Origin of the sequence: Caballeronia temeraria, from assembly GCF_001544795.2 — a bacterium.
Lineage (GTDB): Bacteria > Pseudomonadota > Gammaproteobacteria > Burkholderiales > Burkholderiaceae > Caballeronia > Caballeronia temeraria.
Map to the genome: position 1 here is coordinate 1 of NZ_FCOI02000058.1, position 19064 is coordinate 19064.

Sequence of the window (19064 nt, forward strand, 5' to 3'; positions counted from 1 at the left end):
CTCATCTCGTCCAGAAACTCCCGCTTACGCGTGCGTTTGGTTGAGAGGTCCAAGCCGAGATGAAGTTGCGTCATCGTGATGCCTCCAAGTCGTTGACTTTCTAATAGTACTCCTTAACGTCACTATGAGCTGGGGTTTCGCAGAGGTTCCTTAACCAACTCTCGGAAGACCACTAGCGCCCCAATTCGATCGCGTTCGCAGGATATGATTTGGAGTTCGAATGATCGGTTACTTATGTAAAATATATAGAACATCCGAATAATTACCATTCCAAGTCCAGCCGATGAGGAGTTGCTCCAGCCCCCGGCCTCCTAGTCATTGACCGTTTCATTCCTCTCGCCGAGGTGGTTCGCACACTTCCGCGCGTCATCGGTGCTGAGACCACGCTCCGCTCGAGAACTCTGACTCAAGAAATTCTACGCAGGCCTTAACTCGTGCGGAGGTAGCAAGCCGCAACGGATACACGGCGAAGACATCGGCGGGCTGGGTGACGTGCGGCAGCACCTGGATCAGCGAGCCGTCGTCGAGATAGCTGCGTACGTTCCATATCGAACGCAGCATGATCCCGCGACCGGCTAGCGCCCATTGCACCGCAGCCTCGCCGTCGTTCGAAGCCAGCGCGCCGCTGACCTTCGCGCGCACGTCCTCGCCGTCCACGACGAAGCGCCAAACTCCAAACGGATGATCGCGTTCCTTGATGCACAGGCATTCGTGTGTCTGCAAGTCGGCGATGCTGCCCGGTGTACTGCGCGCCCGCAGATAGTCAGGCGAAGCGCACAAGATTCGATGATTCGTCGCGAGGCGACGCGCAATCAGATGCGGCGCGATCTCATTGCCCACGCGTATGTCGAGGTCGTAGCCTTCGGCCGCGACATCGACAATGCGGTCGAACAAGTCGAGCCGCACGTTCAGTTGCGAATGCGTTTCGATGAACCGCGCCAGCACCGGCGCCACTACCCGCCGCCCGAAGCCGAAGCTGCTGGAAATGCGCAGCATGCCGCGCGGTGCGTGCCTGACACCGCAGACGTCGTCGATCAACCGGTCCGCTTCGTCGAGCAATTGCTGCGCGCGTCGAAAGAGCCGCTCGCCGGCTTCGGTCATCGCGACACGCCGAGTCGAACGAAACAGAAGCGGCGCATCCAGCGCGCTTTCGAGCAACTGAATGCGCTTGCTCACGTACGCAGGCGACACCACCAGAAAATCAGCCGCAGCCGCGAAGCTGGCTTTCTGCGCGACGACATGAAACACGCGCAGATCGTTCAGATCGACGTGCCGGTTCAATCGAGCCCGCCTTCGCACACATACTTGACGGACAGATAGTCGTCGAGCCCGTAGCGCGAGCCTTCGCGGCCATAGCCCGATTCCTTGACGCCGCCGAACGGCGCCGCCGCGCTCGCCACCGCGCCTTCGTTTGCGCCGATCACGCCCGCTTCCAGCTGCGCCGACACGCGATGAATGCGCCGCACGTCGCGCGTATAGAAATAGGCGGCGAGACCGTAAGGCGTGTCGTTCGCGGCGCGGATCACGTCTTCCTCGCGCTCGAAGCTAAACAGCGGCACGACCGGCCCGAAGGTCTCCTCGCAGCACACCACCATGCCCTCTTTCGCGTCCAGCAGCACGGTCGGCGCGTAATAGTTCGGGCCAAGCGCATCCAGCTTGCGTCCGCCGGTCAGTACGCGCGCGCCGTGCGACAGCGCATCGTCCACATGACGCGCGATCTTCTCGACCGCGCGCGCGTTGATCATCGGGCCGATCTGCGCCGAGTCGTCGGTCGCCGGCCCGACCTTGAGCGCCGCCACGCGCTCGCCGAGCTTGCGCGCGAAGGCGTCATAGACGCCCGCCTGCACATAAACGCGGTTGGGGCACACGCAGGTCTGTCCGCCGTTGCGGAACTTCGAGGCCATGAGCCCTTCGATGGCGGCATCGAGATCGGCGTCCTCGAACACGATGAACGGCGCGTTGCCGCCCAGTTCGAGCGAGAGCTTCTTCAACGTATCCGCCGAGGCGCGCGCGAGATGCTTGCCCACCGCTGTCGAGCCCGTGAAGGTGATCTTGCGCACACGCGCATCGGCGAGCCAGTCGCCGACGGCCGCGACGCCCTGATCGCGCGACGCCGAGATCATATTAAGCACGCCGCAGGGCACGCCGGCTTCCAACGCGAGCTGCGCAAGCGCCAGCGCGGTAAGCGGCGTGTCCTCGGCCGGTTTTGCGACCACCGTGCAGCCCACCGCGAGCGCGGGCGCGATCTTGCGCGCGATCATCGCCAGCGGAAAATTCCACGGCGTGACGGCCGCGACGATGCCGATCGGCTCCTTCACCGCGCTCATGCGCTTGCCGCGCTGCTGTTGTGGAATGATGTCGCCATACACGCGCGGCCCTTCCTCCGCGAACCATTCGACATACGACGCGCCGTAGTGCACTTCGCCGCGCGCTTCGGCAAGCGGCTTGCCCTGCTCGGTGGACATGATGCGCGCGAGATCTTCCAGGTTCGCGAGTATCAGTGCATGCCAGCGGCGCAGGATGGCCGCGCGCTCGCGCGGCAGCGTGGCGCGCCAGGCGGGCAGCGCGCGGGCGGCGGCGTCGGTCGCGGCGTGGGCATCGACGGCCGTGCTGTCGGGCACTTCGGCGAAGCGCTCGCCGTTGGCGGGATTGATGACCAGGTAGCGTCCGTCTTCGGCCGCCCCGCTCCATCGACCATCTATCAGATTGCCCGTGCGCACGAGCTCCGGGCGCGTCAGTTCGAGAAGCATGCGTCAATTCCTTCGTAAGTGCGGTAATCGCCTTCAGGCGGCGCGGGCGAACACCGTGCCGGATTCGTGCATCGCGTCGATCTGTCCGTCGGCATAGCCGAGCTCGCGCAGCACCTCGCGCGTGTGCTGGCCGAGCAGCGGCGCGGCGAGCCCGGACTGCGAGGCATTGCCGCCCGAGAAGCGGATCGGCAGGCCGAGGCCCTTCACATCGCCCGCAAGCGGATGGTGCGACTCCACCACCATGCCGCGCGCCACGGCCTGCGGATGCTCCAGCGCCTGCGACACATCGAGCACCGGACCGGCGGGCAGCCCGACTTCGTCGAACGCGCGGATCCATTCGTCGGTCGTGCGTGTCACCAGGCGCTCCGTCAGCAGGCGCACGAGCTCGTCGCGATTGGCCATGCGGCCCGCGTTGTCGGCAAAGCGCGGATCGGCGGCGAGCTGCGGCATGTCAAGGACGGAGAGCAGGCGCTCATAGTTGCTCTGGTTTGCCGCGCCGATGTTGATCCAGCCGTCCTTCGACGCGAACACCTGGTATGGCGCACTCGTCGTATTGGCCGAGCCCATCTTCTTCGGCAGCGTGCCTTGCGCGAACCAGCTCGCGGCGGGCCAGTACATCTGCTGCAGCGCTGCCTCGAATAGCGAGGTATCGACGATCTGCCCTTCGCCCGTCTTCAACTTGTGCGTATAGGCCGCCGAAATGCCGAGCGCGGCCAGGATGCCGGCATTGATGTCCGCCACCGGAGAGCCCGCCTTGACGGGCGGCCGGCCTTCCTCGCCGGTCAGGCTCATCATGCCGCTCATGCCCTGCGCAATCAGGTCGAAGCCGCCCTTGGACGCCCACGGACCGGTGCGCCCGAAGCCCGAGATGCAGCAATAGATCAGGCCCGGGTTGAGTTGCTTGAGCGTGTCGTAGCCGAGCCCGAATTTTTCCATCGTGCCTTCGCGGTAGTTCTCCGTGACGACATCCGCGTTTTCGAGCAGCTTGCGCAGCACTTCACGCGCGCGTTCCGTCTTCAGGTTCAGGCCGATGCCGCGCTTGTTGCGGTTGACGATCATGAACGACGCCGATTCGCCGTTGTCGAGCATCGGCGAGAAACGCCGCGAGTCGTCGCCATGGGGAATCTTTTCCACCTTGATGACTTCCGCGCCCATGTCGGCGAGCATCATGCCGCACACCGGTCCCGACATGATGTGCGCCAGTTCGACTACGCGCATTCCGCTCAAAGGTCCTGCCATGTCTGTCTCCTTTCAGGTCGATTCGTTATGTCAGGCCGCGCGCCGGTCTACGCCGCCCGCGGCGAGCCTGCGTTCGCGCGTGACGAGCAGCACCAGCGCCGCCCCGAGCGCAAGACATGCGCCGACGACGATCAGCGCCGCGTCCGTGCGCCCCGTCACCGTGTTCAAATAGCCGATCAGATAGGGCGCGATGAAGCCCGCCAGATTGGCGATGGCATTGATCAGCGCAATGCCCGCGGCCGCCGTAACGCCCGTCAGCAAGGCGGTGGGCAAGCCCCAGAAGAGCGCGGGAATCGAGTACACGCCCATGTTCGCGATGCACAGCGCGAACACGCCGAGCGCCGGCTGACGCTGCCACACGACGCACAGCGCGAAGCCCACAGCCGCCGTGACATACGCGATCGTCAGATGCCAGCGCAAGTCGTTGCGGCGGCTCGAACTCATGCCCATCAGCACCATCGCGACAATCGCGCAGGCGCTGGGGATCGCCGTCAGCAGCCCGATGTTCAGCGCATCCTTCACGCCCATGCGCTGCACGAGCGTCGGCATCCAGAAGCTGATCGCGTATAGGCCCATCGTGAAGCCGAAATAGATGGTGATGAGCGCCCAGATGCGGCCGCTGCCGAGCAGCGCGCCGAAGCCCGTTTCCAGCTTGTGGCGGTTCTCCGCCGCGAGCACGGCCTGCAGGTGACGCTTCTCGTCGTCCGACAGCCAGGTGGCGCCAGCGATGCTGTCGTTCATGCGAAACCAGATGTATCCGCCCAGCAGCACGGTGGGCGCGCCCTCGCAGAGAATCAGCCATTGCCAGCCGCGCAGGCCGCCGAGATCGCTCATGTAGTGCAGAATCGCTCCCGATACGAGGCTGCCGAACAGTCCCGACGACGCCAGCGCTACGTAGAACACGCCCCACGCCCGGCTGCGCCGCGCGCCCGGATACCACTGGCTCATGTAGTAGATCGCGCCCGGAATGAAGCCCGCTTCGGCGAGGCCCAGCAGGAAGCGCATCACGTAGAACTGCATGGGCGTCCTGACGAAGATCGTCGCGCAGGAAAGCAGGCCCCAAGTCAGCATGATGCGCGAGATCCAGCGCCGCGCGCCGACCTTATGCAGGATGATGTTGCTCGGCACCTCCAGCAGGAAATAGCCGACGAAGAAGATGCCCGCGCCGAAGCCATAGACAGCGTCGCTGAAGTGTAGGTCGCTCGCCATTTGCAGCTTGGCGAAGCCCACGTTCACGCGGTTCACGTAGGAAAAGAAAAACGCCAACATCAGCACCGGCAGAATCCGAGTGGATATCTTCCGGAAAAGCCGGTTCTCGTCGATTGCCTGCATGTCCGTCTCCTGGTCTCTTTTTTGATCATGCGTTGCCAATGACTCGCTTCATGGCGCGTCGAGCCGATACACGCGTCGGCACGTTTCCGCGAACAGCGCGCGCAGCTGCGCCTCGTCGGCCTCGGGCAGCGCGCCGGTCACATCGGCGATCATCTGCGAGAAGGTCGCTGACAAGCTCCCGACCGGCAGATTGCTCGCGAACATCGAACGCTCGTAGCCGAACATGCCGACCGCCTCGCGCACCACGCGCCGGTTACTGGCGCTGTCCCACACGCCGCCCTTCAGGCCGAGCTCCGAAACCTTGAGGGACACGTTCGGGCAATCGGCGAGCGCGCGCATGCCGCGCCGCCAGACCGCGAGACCCGCCTCCGATCGATCCAGCGGCAGCCCGAGATGATTCAGCACGACAGCCGTATCCGGAATGCCGCGCACGACTTCGGCCGCTTCCTCCAGATGCCAGAACGGCACGCGCAAGTCCCACGACAGCCCGTAGCGCGCGAGCAGCGCGAGGCCGCGCAGCCACGCTTCGTCCTGCATCGTGCCGGGCTGGCCGCGCAGGCTCGACGACGCATGAGGCGCAGTCACCGGCTTCGAGCGCACGCCGCGCACGAGCGGATGCGCCGCGTGTGCGGCGAGCACCGCGTCGCAATCGTCCTGGGTGAAGTACACGTGCGCGACGGCCGCGCACGGCAGCCCGTCACGCACCTTCAGCCGGGCAAGGAAATCGCTCTCCTTCGTCTGTTCGCTGCGGGCGCGCTCTGCTTCCATGTGAACGGTGCCGATCACGTCGAAGCCGGCCGTCGCCGCGCGATAGTCCGCCGGCAGGAACTCGCGGCAGATCGCGCGGTAGTCGCCCAGGAAGAAGCCGGGGTTGTACGCGTCGGTCAGCCACGGATAGTGCCCGTCGGACAGATCGAAGAAGTGATGATGCGCATCGAGGATCGGCAAGTCGAAGCCGAGTGCGTTGCGCGGCGATTCCGCGGGCTGCGTCACGCGGCCTGCTCCACATTGCCCGCCAGCAGCGCGATCAGTTCCGGCACCGGCGTGTTCCCGCCGCCTTCGGTCACGGCCCGCTGGTACACCTCGCGGACCGCGCTCGCCGCCGTATGCGCCGCACCGACTTCACCTGTCATCGAGACGTAGTAGCTCATGTCCTTGAGCGCATTCGACATCGAGAACCGGAAGCCCGAGCTGTCCGCCGACTCGATGAACGGGCGCAGCCGCTTGAACACGACGCCGTCGCCGCCGCCCGCCGCGAGCACGCTGACCAGCACTTCGGGATCCACGCCCGCGCGGCTCGCGCACGCGGCGGCTTCGGCCAGCACGGCGGAAAATCCCAGTGACACGAAGTTGTGCAGCAGCTTGAGCCGATGCCCCGACGACGCCTCGCCCGCATACACGATGTTCTCCGCAAAGCTCTGCAGCAAGGGCAGGCATTCGTCGAAGACCGCGCGCTCGCCGCCCACGATCAAGTTGATGCGGCCTTCGGCGGCTTCCTTGGGCGTGCGCGTCATGGGCGCGTCGAGGAACCGGGCTCCAGCGCCCTGCACCGCCGCGGCGATGCGCATGGTCGATTCGGGAATGGCCGTGGAGCAGTCGATGACGACCGTGCCCGGACGCAAAGCTTCGAGCACGCCGCTATTGAACAGCACGTCTTCGACCTGCGGCGTGCCCGTCACGCAAAGAATAAGCACGGCCACCGATGCCGCCAGTTCCTTCGGATCGGCCGTGCTGGTCGCACCGGCCGCGCGCAGCGCATCGAGCGGCTGGTTGCCGGGATGCTCCAACAAGCCAAGCGCGTAGCCGTGCTTCCGGATGTTGGTCGCAATACCATGACCCATCATGCCCACCCCAATCACGCCAATCTGCTTCATGCCATCTCCTATATATGTTTGTCGGCACGTGCGAACCGGCTGTTCGCAGAGTTCGCCCGACCTGTCGCATCGCGCAAGTTGTAGTACAAATTTATATGACACATTTGTCAAGCGAATTTTGCTTGCGGTGCTATCATCAACCAACCGAACTCACCGTTTTTGATCATGCACGACGCCAGGCTGATGCGCGAAAGCGCCGCAAACAATGACGAGCCCACGCTCGCCGACCGCGTGACAAAGCTGCTGGTGGACCAGATCCGCAGCGGCTACTACCCGGTGAATGCGCGGCTGCCCACCGAGAAATTCATGACCGAGCAATACGGCGTGAGCCGCACCGTCGTACGCGAGGCCATTTCGCGGCTCAAGTCCGAGGGCCTCGTGGACACGCGCCAAGGCAGCGGCACCATCGTGCTTGATCCCAAGGCCGCGCAGGTGTTCCGGCTGGCGCGCGACGAGGCGAATCCGGCCGCGGGCGTGGTGCGAATCATCGAGCTGCGGCGGGGCATCGAGGCCGAAATGGCGGCGCTCGCCGCGGAGCGCCGCACGGCCGCGCAAATGAACGTGATCCGGCGCGCGCTCAAGGCGATCGATCGCGCGGTCGAGGAAGGCGGCGACGGTGTCGAGGCGGATCTCGAATTCCACCTCGCCATCTCGCGCGCGGCGGGCAACCCTTACTTCACCGAACTCCTGTCGATGCTGACGCACGCACTGCAGGACGCGATTCGCATCACGCGCACGAACGAAGCGCGCCGCGCCGATCTCGCCGCCGACGTGCGCGCCGAACACGAAGCCATCGCCGCGGCGATTGAGGCCCGCGATCCGGGCGCCGCACGCGAGTCCGCCCACGCGCATATGCAGCGCACCGCCACGCGCATCCAGCAGGTCGATCGCGGTTTCTGGAGCGGCGACCGGGGCGCGGCAGCGCAGCGTCTGTCACGCGCGCGGCTCGACAGCGTGATTGAAAAGCCGCCCCGCGGGACGAAGGGCTGAAGTCAGCCAGGCGCGTAGAACGCCACGGCGTTGTCGTGAAAGAGACGGCGCCGATCGGCCTCGCTCATGTCCTTGACGATCTCGAAGAAGCCGCCGTAGATTTCATCGAAGGTAGCGCACAGGCTGTCCACCGGAAAGTTGCTCGCGAACATGCAGCGTTGCGGGCCGAACAGTGCGATCGTCGTGCGCACGATCCAGCCGTTCGCTTGCGCCGTCCACGGTACGCCGCGCTGCCCCAGCCCTGAAATCTTCACCCAGACGTTCGGACATTGCGCGAGGACAGCCATCGCGTCGCGCCAGGCGGCGAGCATCGTGTCGCTGCGATCAGCGGGCAGACCGGTGTGGTTCAGCACGATGCGCGTCTGCGGGAAATCGTTCGCCAGCGCGGCCGCCTCATGCAGATGCCACCACGGTGTCTGCAGTTCGAAATGCAAGCGGTGGTGCGCGAGCCGCGCATAGCCCGCGCGCCACGCCGCGTCCCTCATGCCGCCCGGCTCGTTCATGCCCGGCGCCGGATTGGCGCGCGGCTTGTGGCGGATGCCGCGCACGAACGCATGACGCGTGAGTCCTTCAAGCGTCCGGTCGAGGCCCGGCCGATCGAGCCACGCCTGCCCCACCGCCACGCTCGGCAAACCCTCTCGGCGCCTAAGATCGGCGATGTACTCCATCTCCCCGAGCGGATCGCGCGGGTCCCATTCCGCTTCGATCTACACGCTGCCCGCGCGACGGAAGCGTTGCGTGTCGCGTCGGTAATCGTCCGGCTGATACCGCTTGCAGATCGCGCGATAGTCGCCGTAGCGGAAGTTGTGGACGGTCTCCCCGCACAGCCACGGATACGTGCCGAGGCGCGTGTCCCAGAAGTGCTGATGGGCATCGAAGATCGGAATGGATGGAGCGTCGGTCATCGTCATGTGGGCAGGAAGCCGCTCGAGATCCACGGCACGAACGCGACCACCACGATCACCAGCAGCAGCGCGAGCAGATAAGGGGCGACGCCGCGCATCACGCCGTCGGGCGAGGTCTTGCCGATCATGCAAGCCGCGTAGAAGCCGACGCCGAACGGCGGCGCGAACAGCCCGACGCCCATGCACAGTACGACGACGATGGCGTAATGCACATCGCCGATGCCGAGCGCACGCGCCACCGGAAACAGTAGCGGGCCGAACAGCACGATCGCCGGAATGCCTTCGAGCACGCTGCCGAGCACGATGAACACGACGATCGATATTGCCAGGAAGCCGATGCGCCCGCCCGCCATGCTTTCCATCACCGCAGCGAGGGAGGCGGAGAATCCCGACTGCGTGAGCGCCCAGGACATCGCGGTCGCCATGCCGATCGTAAAGAGAATCGCGCCCGACAAGCTCGCCGTTTCGATGAGGATTGGCATGAGCCGCCTGAACTGGATATGCCGCCGGAACGCATGCAGCGCGAGTCCCGCGACGATCGTGTACGCGACGCCCACGGTCGCCACTTCGGTCGCGGTCGCGACGCCTTCGACCACCGCCGAGCGGATCAGCACCGGCAGCGCGAGCGCCGGCAGCGCGGCGACGAGGGCGCGTGCGATCTCTCGCGGCGGCGCGCGGCGAAACACGCTCTTGGGTTCGGAACGCGTCTTGAACCACACCACCGCGGCGACCGCCAGACTCGCGACGCACGCAGGCAGCAGGCCGCCAGTGAACAGCGCCGTGATCGAGATGCCGCACACCGCGCCGATCGTGATGAGCACGATGCTGGGAGGAATGGTTTCCGTCATCGCCGCCGATCCGACCAAGAGCGCGACGAGCCCGCGCGGATCGCAGCCCCGCTCCTTCATTTCGGGGAACAGCGCGGGCGCGACGGCGGCCATGTCCGCGACCTTGGAGCCGGAGACGCCCGAGACGAGGAACATCACGACCAGCAGCACGAACTGCAGGCCGCCGCGCACATGCCCGATCAGCGCGGCCATGAACTCGATCAGCGCTCGCGCCAGCCCCGAAAGATCCAGCAGCGCACCGAGCAGCACGAAGAGCGGCACGGCGAGCAGGATCATCTGCGACATGCCTTCGTCCATCCGATTCACGACGATGCTCACATCGATGCCTACCGCAAGGTTCAGATACGTGACGGTGGCGACGCCGAACGCGAACGCGATCGGAATGCCCGCCGCGATCGCTATGCCAAGCAGCAGCACGAAGAAGACTAGCAGGTTGTAGTTGCCGATCGCCGCGAGCGGCTCGCGCGCGATCCACAACGCCGCGCCGATCGCGGCGAGCACGGCGAACGCCAGCAACAGTTGCCGCGCCGAACTCTCGCGCAACAGCACGGCGAGCGAGGCGATCAGCATCAGCAGGGCGCCGACCGGCAGCGCCGCCGTGCGCAGGCCCACGGGAATTTCCAGCGCGGAGGTCGTGATCGCCATGTCGGCCTGCGCATGACCGATCGCCGGCACGATGATGAGCCCGACGAACACGCATACCAGCATGGCCGCGACGGTGCGGCACCAGGTCTGCCAGCGCGCGGGCAGACGGCTCACGAGCGCGGTCATCGCCATGTGCTCGCCGCGTTCGAGCGCGAGCGCCGCGCCGAACATCGCGAGCCAGACGAACAGGGTCGACGCCAATTCGTCCGACCACACGAGCGGCGCATCGAAGACGTAGCGCGCGACCACGCCGGCAAACAGGATCACCGTCTCCGCTAACACGAGTAGCGCGGCCAGCACGCCGGCCACGCGCATCGCGACGCGGCTCGCGCTGGCCAGTACTCGCTGCAGCGGGTGACGCGCCGCCTCGCCGTCCTTATAGATGGCGCTCTGCATCAGCCGATCCTGCCGGCGTATTGTTCGAGCTTCGCCCACAGCGTGTCGCCGAAGCGCTTCTTCCAGTCGGCGTAAAAGCCCGCGCTCTTCAGGCGATCGCGGAACGCCGCATGATCGACTTCATTGAACTGCAGCCCGCGGCCCTTGAGTTGCGTGACGAGAGAATCGTTGAGCGCCTTGACGTCGGCGCGCTCCTTCAGCGCGGCCGCATTAACGTTGCGCCGCACGATCTCCTGCATGTCGGGCGGCAGTTTCTTGAAATTCGCCGTGTTGCCGAGGAACCAGAAGCCGTCCCACATGTGGTTCGTCAGCGCGCAGTATTTCTGCACTTCGTAGAAGCGCGTCGTGTCGATGAGCACGAGCGGATTCTCCTGCCCGTCCACGACGTGCGTCTGCAGTGCCGAATACACCTCCTCAAGGCTGAGCGTGGTCGGCGAAGCACCGAACGCGCGAAACACCGAGGTCCATAGTGGGCTCGACGGCACGCGAATTTTCAGGTCCTTCAATTGATCGGGCTGCATGATCTGGCGCGTGCTCGTCGTGATCTGCCGATAGCCGCCGTCGAAAATGTTCTCGAACGCGAACAGCGGCGTCGCGGCGATCTTCTGCCGCACGTAAGCGCCTAGATCGCCGTCCATCGCCTTCCAGACCGCGTCGTAGTTCGGAAACGCGAAGCCGACGCCGCTGATCTGCGCGTCCGGCACCATCACGCCGAGCGAGAGCGGCGAGTACGTGAGGAAGTCGATGGATCCGGCGCGCAGCTGCGAAAACATGCTGACGTCCGAGCCAAGCTGCGCATTCGGAAAGACCTGCAACTCGATGCGCCCGTTCGACTCTTCGCGAATCTTTTGCGCCATCTCCTTGACGCGCACCGTCATCGGATGCGTGATCGGCTGGAAGTTGGCGTACTTGAGTCGGAACTCGGCCGCGCTCGCCCGCCCCGACCAGCCCGTCATGGCGCCCGCGGCGGTCGCCGCTGAAACGGTCTTGAGGAAACTGCGCCGCGTCGCTGATTGCATGTCTTCTCCGTCCTTATGGTTCGATTCAGCCTTCAGAAGCCCGGGTCCGTCATCGTCCGTCGATGGCGTCCGCAATGTTGTATGACGAAGTTATCATATAAGTTGGTACGGCAAATCTCCGGTATTTCCCGTAGCTGCATTGCGGCAACGTGCAGCATGCGCGCAAGCGCACGAAAAAAACAACGCAAAAAGCGCGTGGGCCATGTGGCCCGCGCGCTTATCGTGTCGTCCAACGAGGGAAAGGCGGCGCGATCGCTCCGCCCGGTGTCACTCGCCCATCCAGGTCGGCGGGCGCTTCTGCGTGAAAGCCGCGACGCCCTCGTGGAAGTCGCGGCTGCCGTAGCACTCGCGCACCAGATCGTCGCCCTGCAGCGGCAGCGCGGCGAGCATGCGCGAGATAGACTGCTTAGTCACGCGCATCGTGAGCGGCGCATTGCGCGCGAGGCGATCGACGTGCGCCGCTGCACGCTCGTCCAGTTGGTCCGGCTCGCAGCGCTCGAAGACGAAGCCGGCCGCCATCGCATCGTCGATATCGAGCATGTCGCCCAACACGAGCATGCGCTTGGCCCGCCCGATGCCGAACTCGGCGACGAGTCGCGCCGTGTTGCCGATCGCGAGGCAATTGCCCAGCGTGCGCGCGATCGGCACGCCGAACTTCGCGCCCGGTGTCGCGATGCGAAGGTCGCAGCAGGCGGCGATCGCGAGGCCGCCGCCCACGCACCAACCATCGACGATGGCGAGCGTGGGCATATGCAAGGCATCGATTGCGCCGAGAATGCGCTCGATGCGATGCTCGTACTGCACGCCATCCTCGCCGGTCTCGAAGGCGCCGAACTGGCGGATGTCGGTGCCCGCGACGAAGGCCTTGCCGCCCGCGCCGCGAAACGTGACGACACGCACCTCGCGCGCCTTGCCGAGGCACTCGCAGATCGCCTCAAGTCGTTCGTACATGTGCCAGGTCATCGCGTTGTGCGCGGCCACGCGGTCGAACACGACGTGCGCCGCAGCGCCCTCGATGACAAGGCGGACGTCGCCGTCGCCGCTTGCATCAGTTTGAGTCATGCCATGTCCTCCCTGTCGTTCAGCAGAGGCGCGCGACGACCGCCGCGCCCACTTCGCCCGTGCTGGCCGTGCCGCCCAGGTCGCCGGTGTGCGGGCCGTCCTTCAGCACGTCCGTGATGGCCGCGAGGATCGCGTCGTGAGCCTGCTGCTCGCCGAGGAACTGGAGCATCATTGCGGCGGACCAGATCATCGCGATCGGATTGGCGATGCCCTTGCCCGCGATATCCGGCGCGGAACCGTGCACGGGTTCGAACAGCGACGGGAAATCGCGCTCCGGATTCATGTTCGCCGACGGCGCGATGCCGATCGTGCCCGTGCATGCGGGACCGAGGTCCGAGAGAATGTCACCGAAGAGATTGGTCGCCACGACCACGTCGAAGCGTTCCGGATTGAGCACGAAACGCGCACACAAAATGTCGATATGCTGCTTGTCCCACGTCACGTCGGGATACTGCGCGGCCGTCTCGGCGGCGCGCGCATCCCACCACGGCATGCTGATCGAGATGCCGTTGCTCTTGGTGGCTACCGTGACCTTCTTCGCGCGGTTCTGCGCGAGATCGAACGCGAACTTGAGCACGCGTTCCGAACCCTTGCGCGTGAAAATCGAAGTCTGCGACACGAATTCGCGCTCCGTGCCTTCGAACGATACGCCGCCGACCGACGAATATTCGCCTTCGGTGTTCTCGCGCACGATCATGAAGTCGATGTCGCCCGCCTTGCGCTTCGCGAGCGGCGAAGGCACGCCTTCGAAAAGTCGCGCGGGGCGCAGGTTGATGTACTGGTCGAATTCGCGGCGGAACTTGAGCAGCGAGCCCCACAGCGAGATGTGATCCGGCACCTTCGCGGGCCAGCCGACGGCGCCGAAGAGTATGGCGTCGCAGGCTTGCAGGCGTGGCTTCCAGTCGTCCGGCATCATCTGGCCATGGGCTTCGTAGTAGTCGCAACTGGCCCATTCGATGTGCTCGTACTTGAGCGCGATGCCGACGCGCTTGCTGACGGCATCGAGCGCGCGCAGCGCTTCGGGCATCACTTCCACGCCGATGCCGTCACCTGGAATCACGGCGATTCGATAGGTCTTGCTCATGCTGTTCGTCTCCTTGTCTGATTCATGTCGGTCATTCTAGTGGCCGCACCCGCGCGCTTCGACGCAAAACGGTGAAGCGATTCTGCACGAAGCGTGAATAATCGGCTGCGGCGGCGACTGATGGGGCGCGGAAGGCTCGCGCTAGAATCGGGCTTTCCATGCCCAGGCTCCGCCATCTTGACTCGCCGATCCGACCGCATCCAGTTCGACCTGAAGACGCTGCGCCTGTTCGAGGCGACGGCGGAACTGGGCGCGATCACTAAGGCGGCCGAAAGGCTCGCGCTGGCGCCGGCGGCGGCGTCGCGGCGCATCAGCGAGATCGAAACGCAGTTTGGCGTCGCGCTGTTCGAGCGCCGTCCGCACGGCATGACGCTCACCGACGCCGGCCGGGCGCTGCTCGCCCACGCGCGCAGCATCATCCATTCGGCGGAACGCATGCACCAAGACGCCGCTGCGTTCCGGCAAGGCGCGCGCGGCGTCGTGAAGATCGCGGCGTGCACGTCGGCGGTGCTGCAGTTCCTCGCGGAAGACGTGCAACGCTGTCACGCGGTGCATCCGGGCATCGACATCGATTTGCAGGAGGCGAACAGTCACGGCGTAATGCAGGCGCTCACGCGCGGCACCGTGGACATCGGCATCTACGAAGCTTCGCTCGGCCGGCTCGATCTGCCGACTCGTCCGTATCGCGAGGACCGGCTCGTCGTCCTGACCACCGCCGATCATCCGCTTGCCGCGCAGTCTCAGGTGCGCGCCGGCGAACTGCTCGCTTGCGACGTGATCGGTCTCACCGTAGGCTCCGCGATCTCGATTGCGCTCAGCCGGCTCGCGAGCCAGATGGACCGCACGCTGCACATGCGTATCCGCGTGGGCAGCTTCGACAGCATGACGGCGATGGTCGCGGCGGGCGTCGGCGTCGGCGTGATGCCGCTGGGCGTCGCGCGGGTGCTTGCGACCGACAGGCACTTTCGCATCCTGCCGATCGAAGGCGAGTGGCCCATGCGGCAGATGCTGCTATGTCATTTGCCGGCCGACGAACTCTCTTCTTCGACGCTCACCGTGCTGGACCTGCTGACCCAGCCGGTTTCGCAAAAGGCGAAACCTGCATAAGCCAATGAGCGATGGCGTGCGCGCGCGATTGTCCTTAACTTAAGGACTTTCCGCTCGCAAGAAGCGGCGTGTTCCCACCGTCATCGCCGGAGCTTCATGACATCAACCCCTGTACGTATCGCGCTCACCATCGGCGACCCCGCCGGCATCGGCGCGGAAATCATCGCGCGCCTGCTGGCCGATTCCGCTGCGCGCCGCCGCGCGCACATCACGCTCATCGGCAATCACGATGCCCTCGCGCGCGGCGCCGCCTCCGCGGGCGTGCGCGTCCCGCAACCCGACGACGAATGGCTCTCGATACCCGAATGGGCGGGCAGCGACAGCGTCTTCGAGCCAGGCGTCATCAGCGAGGCTAGCGGTCGCTTCATGCTGGATTCGCTGGAGCTCGCGGTGCAGCATGTGCTCGAAGGACACGCGGATGCCGTGTGCTTCGGCCCGCTCAACAAGAGCGCGCTCCGCGCGGGCGGCATGCAGGAAGAAGACGAGATGCGCTGGTTCGCGAAGCTGCTGGACCATCGCGGCGTGTGCGGCGAACTAAACGTGCTCGATCCGCTGTGGACCGCGCGCGTGACCTCGCACATTCCGCTGCGGGAAGTGTCCGATCGCCTGTCGCCCGAAGCCGTTGCCGATGCGGTCGGCATGCTCGCGGCGGCGCTGCGAGCGTCGGGCATCGAAGCGCCGCGCATCGGCGTGTGTGGCCTGAATCCGCACAACGGCGACCACGGCAATTACGGCAGCGAGGAGAGCGACATCATCGAGCCCGGTATGCGGCTCGCGGCCGCGCGCGGCGTCGCATCGACCGGACCCTATCCCGCCGACACCATCTTTCTGCGCGCCCGCGCCGGCGAGTTCGACGGGATTGTCACGATGTACCACGACCAGGGGCAGATCGCTACCAAGCTGCTCGGCTTCGAAGTGGGCGTGACGGTGGAAGGCGGCCTGCCGATCCCGGTGACGACGCCCGCACATGGCACCGCATACGACATCGTCGGACAAGGCCGCGCGAGCGGCACCGCGATGGCGCGCGCCTTCGATCTCGCCTGCAGGATGGCGCGCTCGAAACAGACCGCCGCCGCAGCCTGAGCGGCACTTCCATTCGAACAACGGACCGTCCGGCGCGAGGCTCGCGCCGTCACGGCCAACGCCTTTCTTGGAGGAGACATGATCTCGCAACCGATGCGAGCACCGCGCACGCATGTTCAGAAAGCCGTGCTCGCGCTGCTCTGCGCGATGTCGTTCATTTTGTATCTCGATCGCGTGAATCTCGCCGCGGCCGCCGGTCCGATCAAGACTGAGCTCGGGTTGTCCAACACCACGCTCGGCGTCGCGTTCTCGGCGTTCGGCTACACCTATGCCATCTTCCAGATCATCGGCGGATGGCTCGCCGACCGCGCGGGCGCGCGCCGCACGCTGTTCGTCTGCGGCTCGATCTGGGTCGTCGCGACCGTCGCGACCGGCATGGTCGGCGGGCTCGCTTCGCTGTGCGCAGCGCGCCTCTTGCTCGGCATCGGCGAAGGTGCGGCGCTGCCCGCGCAGGCTCGCGCCATCGCGAACTGGTTCCAGATGAAGGACCGCGGCTTTGTACAGGGCATCACGCACTCGTCGTCGCGGCTGGGCAATGCGGTTGCGCCGACGCTCATCGCGCTGCTTGCGACGCTGTACTCGTGGCGTCTGTCGTTCGTGATCGTCGGGGCGCTGACGGCCGTGTGGATCGTGGCTTGGGTCTGGTACTACCGCGACGATCCGCGCGAGCATCGCGGCATCAACGAAGCCGAGCTGGCGCTGCTACCCTCCGCCGATCCCGCGCAGGCCCGCGCCGCAACGCCTTGGCGACAGATTCTGGGCCGCATGTCGCCGACCATCTTCGTGTATTTCTGTCAGGTGTGGAGCAATACGCTGTTCTTCAGCTGGGTGCCGCTTTTCTTCCTGCATGGCTATGGGCTCAACCTGAAGGAATCGGCGATCTTTGCATCGGGGGTTTTTCTCGCGGGCGTCGTCGGCGATGTGACCGGCGGCTTCCTGAGCGACCTTGTGCTCAAGCGCACCGGCAGTCTCAGGAAGGCGCGCCAGGGCGTGATCGCATTCAGTCTCATCGGCGCGCTCGGCTTCATGATCCCGGTGATGCTGAGCCGCGACCTGACCGTGGCGACGACGTGCCTGTCCGGCGCATTCTTCATGCTCGAACTGACGGTCGGCCCCATCTGGGCCGTGCCGATGGACATCGCGCCGCCCCACGCCGGCACCGCGAGCGGCATGCTCAACACGGGCGCCGCGCTCGCGACGATCATCTCACCCGTCGTGTTCGGTGTTGTGGTAGACGCCACCGGCAACTGGAGCCTGCCGTTCGTGGGCTCGCTGCTGTTCCTGTTGCTGGGCGCATTGATGACGCTGAAGATCCATCCGGACCGCACGATCGACCAGATGCGCCCGCGGGACGAGGCCGGAAGCGATGCCGGGGCCGCGGTCGGGCGTTCGACTTGATGAGCGGGATTCACCTTTCAGCGACGGCGATGACCGGCATGCATCGCTGGGCGTTCGATCGCGACGCGTTGCGGGCGTGAGCCGGGGGGTGACCAGATCGGTCAGCGCTGCCGCGCCTCTCATGTGGCTGTTTGACGATCGTTAAGCAATCCCAAGGCACAGCCCCGCGAACCTTCGCGGCCCTACCTCGATGTCCGCATGAGGATCAAGCCAATTCCTTGCGACGTCGGGTGCCTGCCGCGAAGGGGCTAGACAAAAAGCTCGTGCTTAACGTATTGCGCTGAGGTGACAGAGCCCCCTGGCGTTTGTGATGGCGGTGAGGGCGGATGTGTCGCGTGCCCCGATCGTGCAGTGGCTATGCATGCTGGCCGTCGGCGAGTGAGAGCCTCCAATTCTTCTCGCCCCGTTCGGCGCGACGTTATCCTGTTCTAATGCCTGTGCAGCGTGTGGAGGGCGAGGCGAAACTTCTGCAATCGCCGCTACGCTTCTAACCTTCTATCTTTACAGGTGACGATGCTCGCGTCGGCTCACATCACCGGACCGTTCCTCCATTTCCGAGCGAAAATTGGCTAACGAATCGAACAATCTGCGTGGTGGCACCTGGCCCACGATAGTCCGTATAGCTGCCACTAGAGTGACCGCCCGACCAAGCATGACAAAGCCCGTGCACGACCCATCGCTCGGTGAGCAACGACCCGTCTTGGTCGACCCAAGTGTCCCGCGTGTAGGCGTGGCGCCCTGCTTCCTACTCCGTCCGCGTCGTTGTACACACCTGCGTGTCGGTCGATTGGCTGTTCAGCGACAGGCTCATCTTCGTAATCTGCTCGCTGTTGAGCGGGTGCAGGGTATCGTCGGCGTCACCGTGGAACACGATCAACGGCAGGGTGCGCGTTCGAGCCACGTCCGCCTCGAGTTTTGGCAAGCAAATCGTGCCTCGACCGTCGTTCATAGCGCACAACGCTGAGAGGTGCTCGTTGGCGCCCCCGAATGCCAAACCTGAATGGATAGCGGCGGCCGCGTACAGGTCGGGGTAAGTGACAGCCAGGTTGATCGCCATGGCACCTCCCGCGGAGAGTCCCGCCAAATACACCCGAGCACGACCAACATTAAACCGGTCGATGAGCTCATTCGTAAGGTGGGCAAGCGCTGCGGTTTCCCTGGTATCGCGCGCCCGATTCGACTGTATAAACCAGTTCCAACAACGCAGTAGATTGGCGCTTTCCGGTTGCTACGGGTACACCACAATGAAGCCAGCTGGAGTTGACCCGCTTTCGTGGACATCTATCCTTTTGTTCAGGAGGTGCCCATTATGGCGAAGCACCGTACCCCGTA

The 19064-nt window shown here is 65.2% G+C and carries 17 protein-coding genes; 4 read left to right on the forward strand and 13 right to left on the reverse strand.

The genetic code is table 11. The features are described from left to right. Positions 1–366: 366 nt before the first annotated feature. The 6 genes from AWB76_RS37270 to AWB76_RS37295 are packed head-to-tail and all read right to left on the reverse strand — an operon-like array spanning position 367 to position 7195. Positions 367–1281, reverse strand: coding sequence for a LysR family transcriptional regulator (locus AWB76_RS37270; RefSeq protein ID WP_061165092.1), 915 nt, complete (start codon positions 1279–1281; stop codon positions 367–369). Further along, positions 1278–2750, reverse strand: coding sequence for an NAD-dependent succinate-semialdehyde dehydrogenase (locus tag AWB76_RS37275; protein WP_061165093.1), 1473 nt, complete (start codon positions 2748–2750; stop codon positions 1278–1280). The genes AWB76_RS37270 and AWB76_RS37275 overlap by 4 nt, the downstream gene beginning before the upstream one ends. A gap of 33 nt (positions 2751–2783) precedes the next feature. After that, positions 2784–3989, reverse strand: coding sequence for a CaiB/BaiF CoA transferase family protein (locus AWB76_RS37280; protein ID WP_244173675.1), 1206 nt, complete (start codon positions 3987–3989; stop codon positions 2784–2786). Positions 3990–4019: 30 nt separating this feature from the next. Continuing rightward, complete coding sequence (locus tag AWB76_RS37285) at positions 4020–5321, reverse strand: MFS transporter (protein WP_061165095.1); 1302 nt, start codon at positions 5319–5321, stop codon at positions 4020–4022. A gap of 48 nt (positions 5322–5369) precedes the next feature. Next, entirely contained in the window at positions 5370–6314 is a 945-nt protein-coding gene (locus tag AWB76_RS37290; protein ID WP_061165096.1) for an amidohydrolase family protein, read from the reverse strand. Continuing rightward, the gene (locus AWB76_RS37295) at positions 6311–7195 is read right to left on the reverse strand and encodes an NAD(P)-dependent oxidoreductase (protein WP_061165097.1); all 885 of its coding nucleotides are present in this window, start codon (positions 7193–7195) and stop codon (positions 6311–6313) included. Before AWB76_RS37295 ends, AWB76_RS37290 begins: the two co-directional genes overlap by 4 nt. Before the next feature lie 165 nt (positions 7196–7360). On the opposite strand from AWB76_RS37295, the gene AWB76_RS37300 reads away from it, so the two are divergent. Beyond that, positions 7361–8185, forward strand: a complete 825-nt coding sequence (locus AWB76_RS37300) for a FadR/GntR family transcriptional regulator (protein WP_244173679.1) — start codon at positions 7361–7363, stop codon at positions 8183–8185. A gap of 2 nt (positions 8186–8187) precedes the next feature. On the opposite strand, the gene AWB76_RS37305 is transcribed toward AWB76_RS37300, so the two are convergent. The 6 genes from AWB76_RS37305 to AWB76_RS37325 form a co-directional block, all read right to left on the reverse strand. Next, positions 8188–8808 carry an amidohydrolase family protein gene (locus AWB76_RS37305; protein ID WP_244173680.1) on the reverse strand — a complete coding sequence of 207 codons (621 nt, stop codon included), beginning with the start codon at positions 8806–8808 and terminating at the stop codon, positions 8188–8190. An 84-nt stretch (positions 8809–8892) separates the two neighbouring features. Next, positions 8893–9090, reverse strand: coding sequence for a hypothetical protein (locus AWB76_RS42550; RefSeq protein ID WP_157696318.1), 198 nt, complete (start codon positions 9088–9090; stop codon positions 8893–8895). A gap of 2 nt (positions 9091–9092) precedes the next feature. Next, positions 9093–10979 carry a TRAP transporter large permease gene (locus AWB76_RS37310; RefSeq protein ID WP_096031401.1) on the reverse strand — a complete coding sequence of 629 codons (1887 nt, stop codon included), beginning with the start codon at positions 10977–10979 and terminating at the stop codon, positions 9093–9095. Continuing rightward, on the reverse strand, positions 10979–11998 hold the full coding sequence (locus AWB76_RS37315) for a TRAP transporter substrate-binding protein (RefSeq protein ID WP_061165098.1): 1020 nt from the start codon (positions 11996–11998) through the stop codon (positions 10979–10981). Before AWB76_RS37315 ends, AWB76_RS37310 begins: the two co-directional genes overlap by 1 nt. Positions 11999–12265: 267 nt before the next feature. Further along, complete coding sequence (locus AWB76_RS37320; RefSeq protein ID WP_061165099.1) at positions 12266–13060, reverse strand: enoyl-CoA hydratase/isomerase family protein; 795 nt, start codon at positions 13058–13060, stop codon at positions 12266–12268. A 19-nt stretch (positions 13061–13079) separates the two neighbouring features. After that, positions 13080–14144: a tartrate dehydrogenase gene (locus AWB76_RS37325; protein WP_061165100.1), complete on the reverse strand. Its 1065-nt coding sequence runs from the start codon at positions 14142–14144 to the stop codon at positions 13080–13082. Between the two features lie 177 nt (positions 14145–14321). Here AWB76_RS37325 and AWB76_RS37330 point away from each other — a divergent pair, with 177 nt between their 5' ends. The 3 genes from AWB76_RS37330 to AWB76_RS37340 all read left to right on the forward strand — a co-directional run bounded on the left by AWB76_RS37330 (position 14322) and on the right by AWB76_RS37340 (position 17732). Continuing rightward, positions 14322–15251, forward strand: a complete 930-nt coding sequence (locus AWB76_RS37330) for a LysR family transcriptional regulator (protein ID WP_063936445.1) — start codon at positions 14322–14324, stop codon at positions 15249–15251. A 96-nt stretch (positions 15252–15347) separates the two neighbouring features. Beyond that, a complete protein-coding gene (locus AWB76_RS37335; RefSeq protein WP_061165101.1) occupies positions 15348–16334 on the forward strand; it encodes a 4-hydroxythreonine-4-phosphate dehydrogenase PdxA in 987 nt (328 codons plus the stop codon). Positions 16335–16412: 78 nt separating this feature from the next. Further along, entirely contained in the window at positions 16413–17732 is a 1320-nt protein-coding gene (locus tag AWB76_RS37340; protein ID WP_244173677.1) for an MFS transporter, read from the forward strand. A gap of 745 nt (positions 17733–18477) precedes the next feature. Here the strand turns inward: AWB76_RS37340 and AWB76_RS37345 are convergent. Next, positions 18478–18939, reverse strand: a complete 462-nt coding sequence (locus AWB76_RS37345) for a PHB depolymerase family esterase (RefSeq protein ID WP_279616478.1) — start codon at positions 18937–18939, stop codon at positions 18478–18480. Positions 18940–19064: the final 125 nt, after the last annotated feature.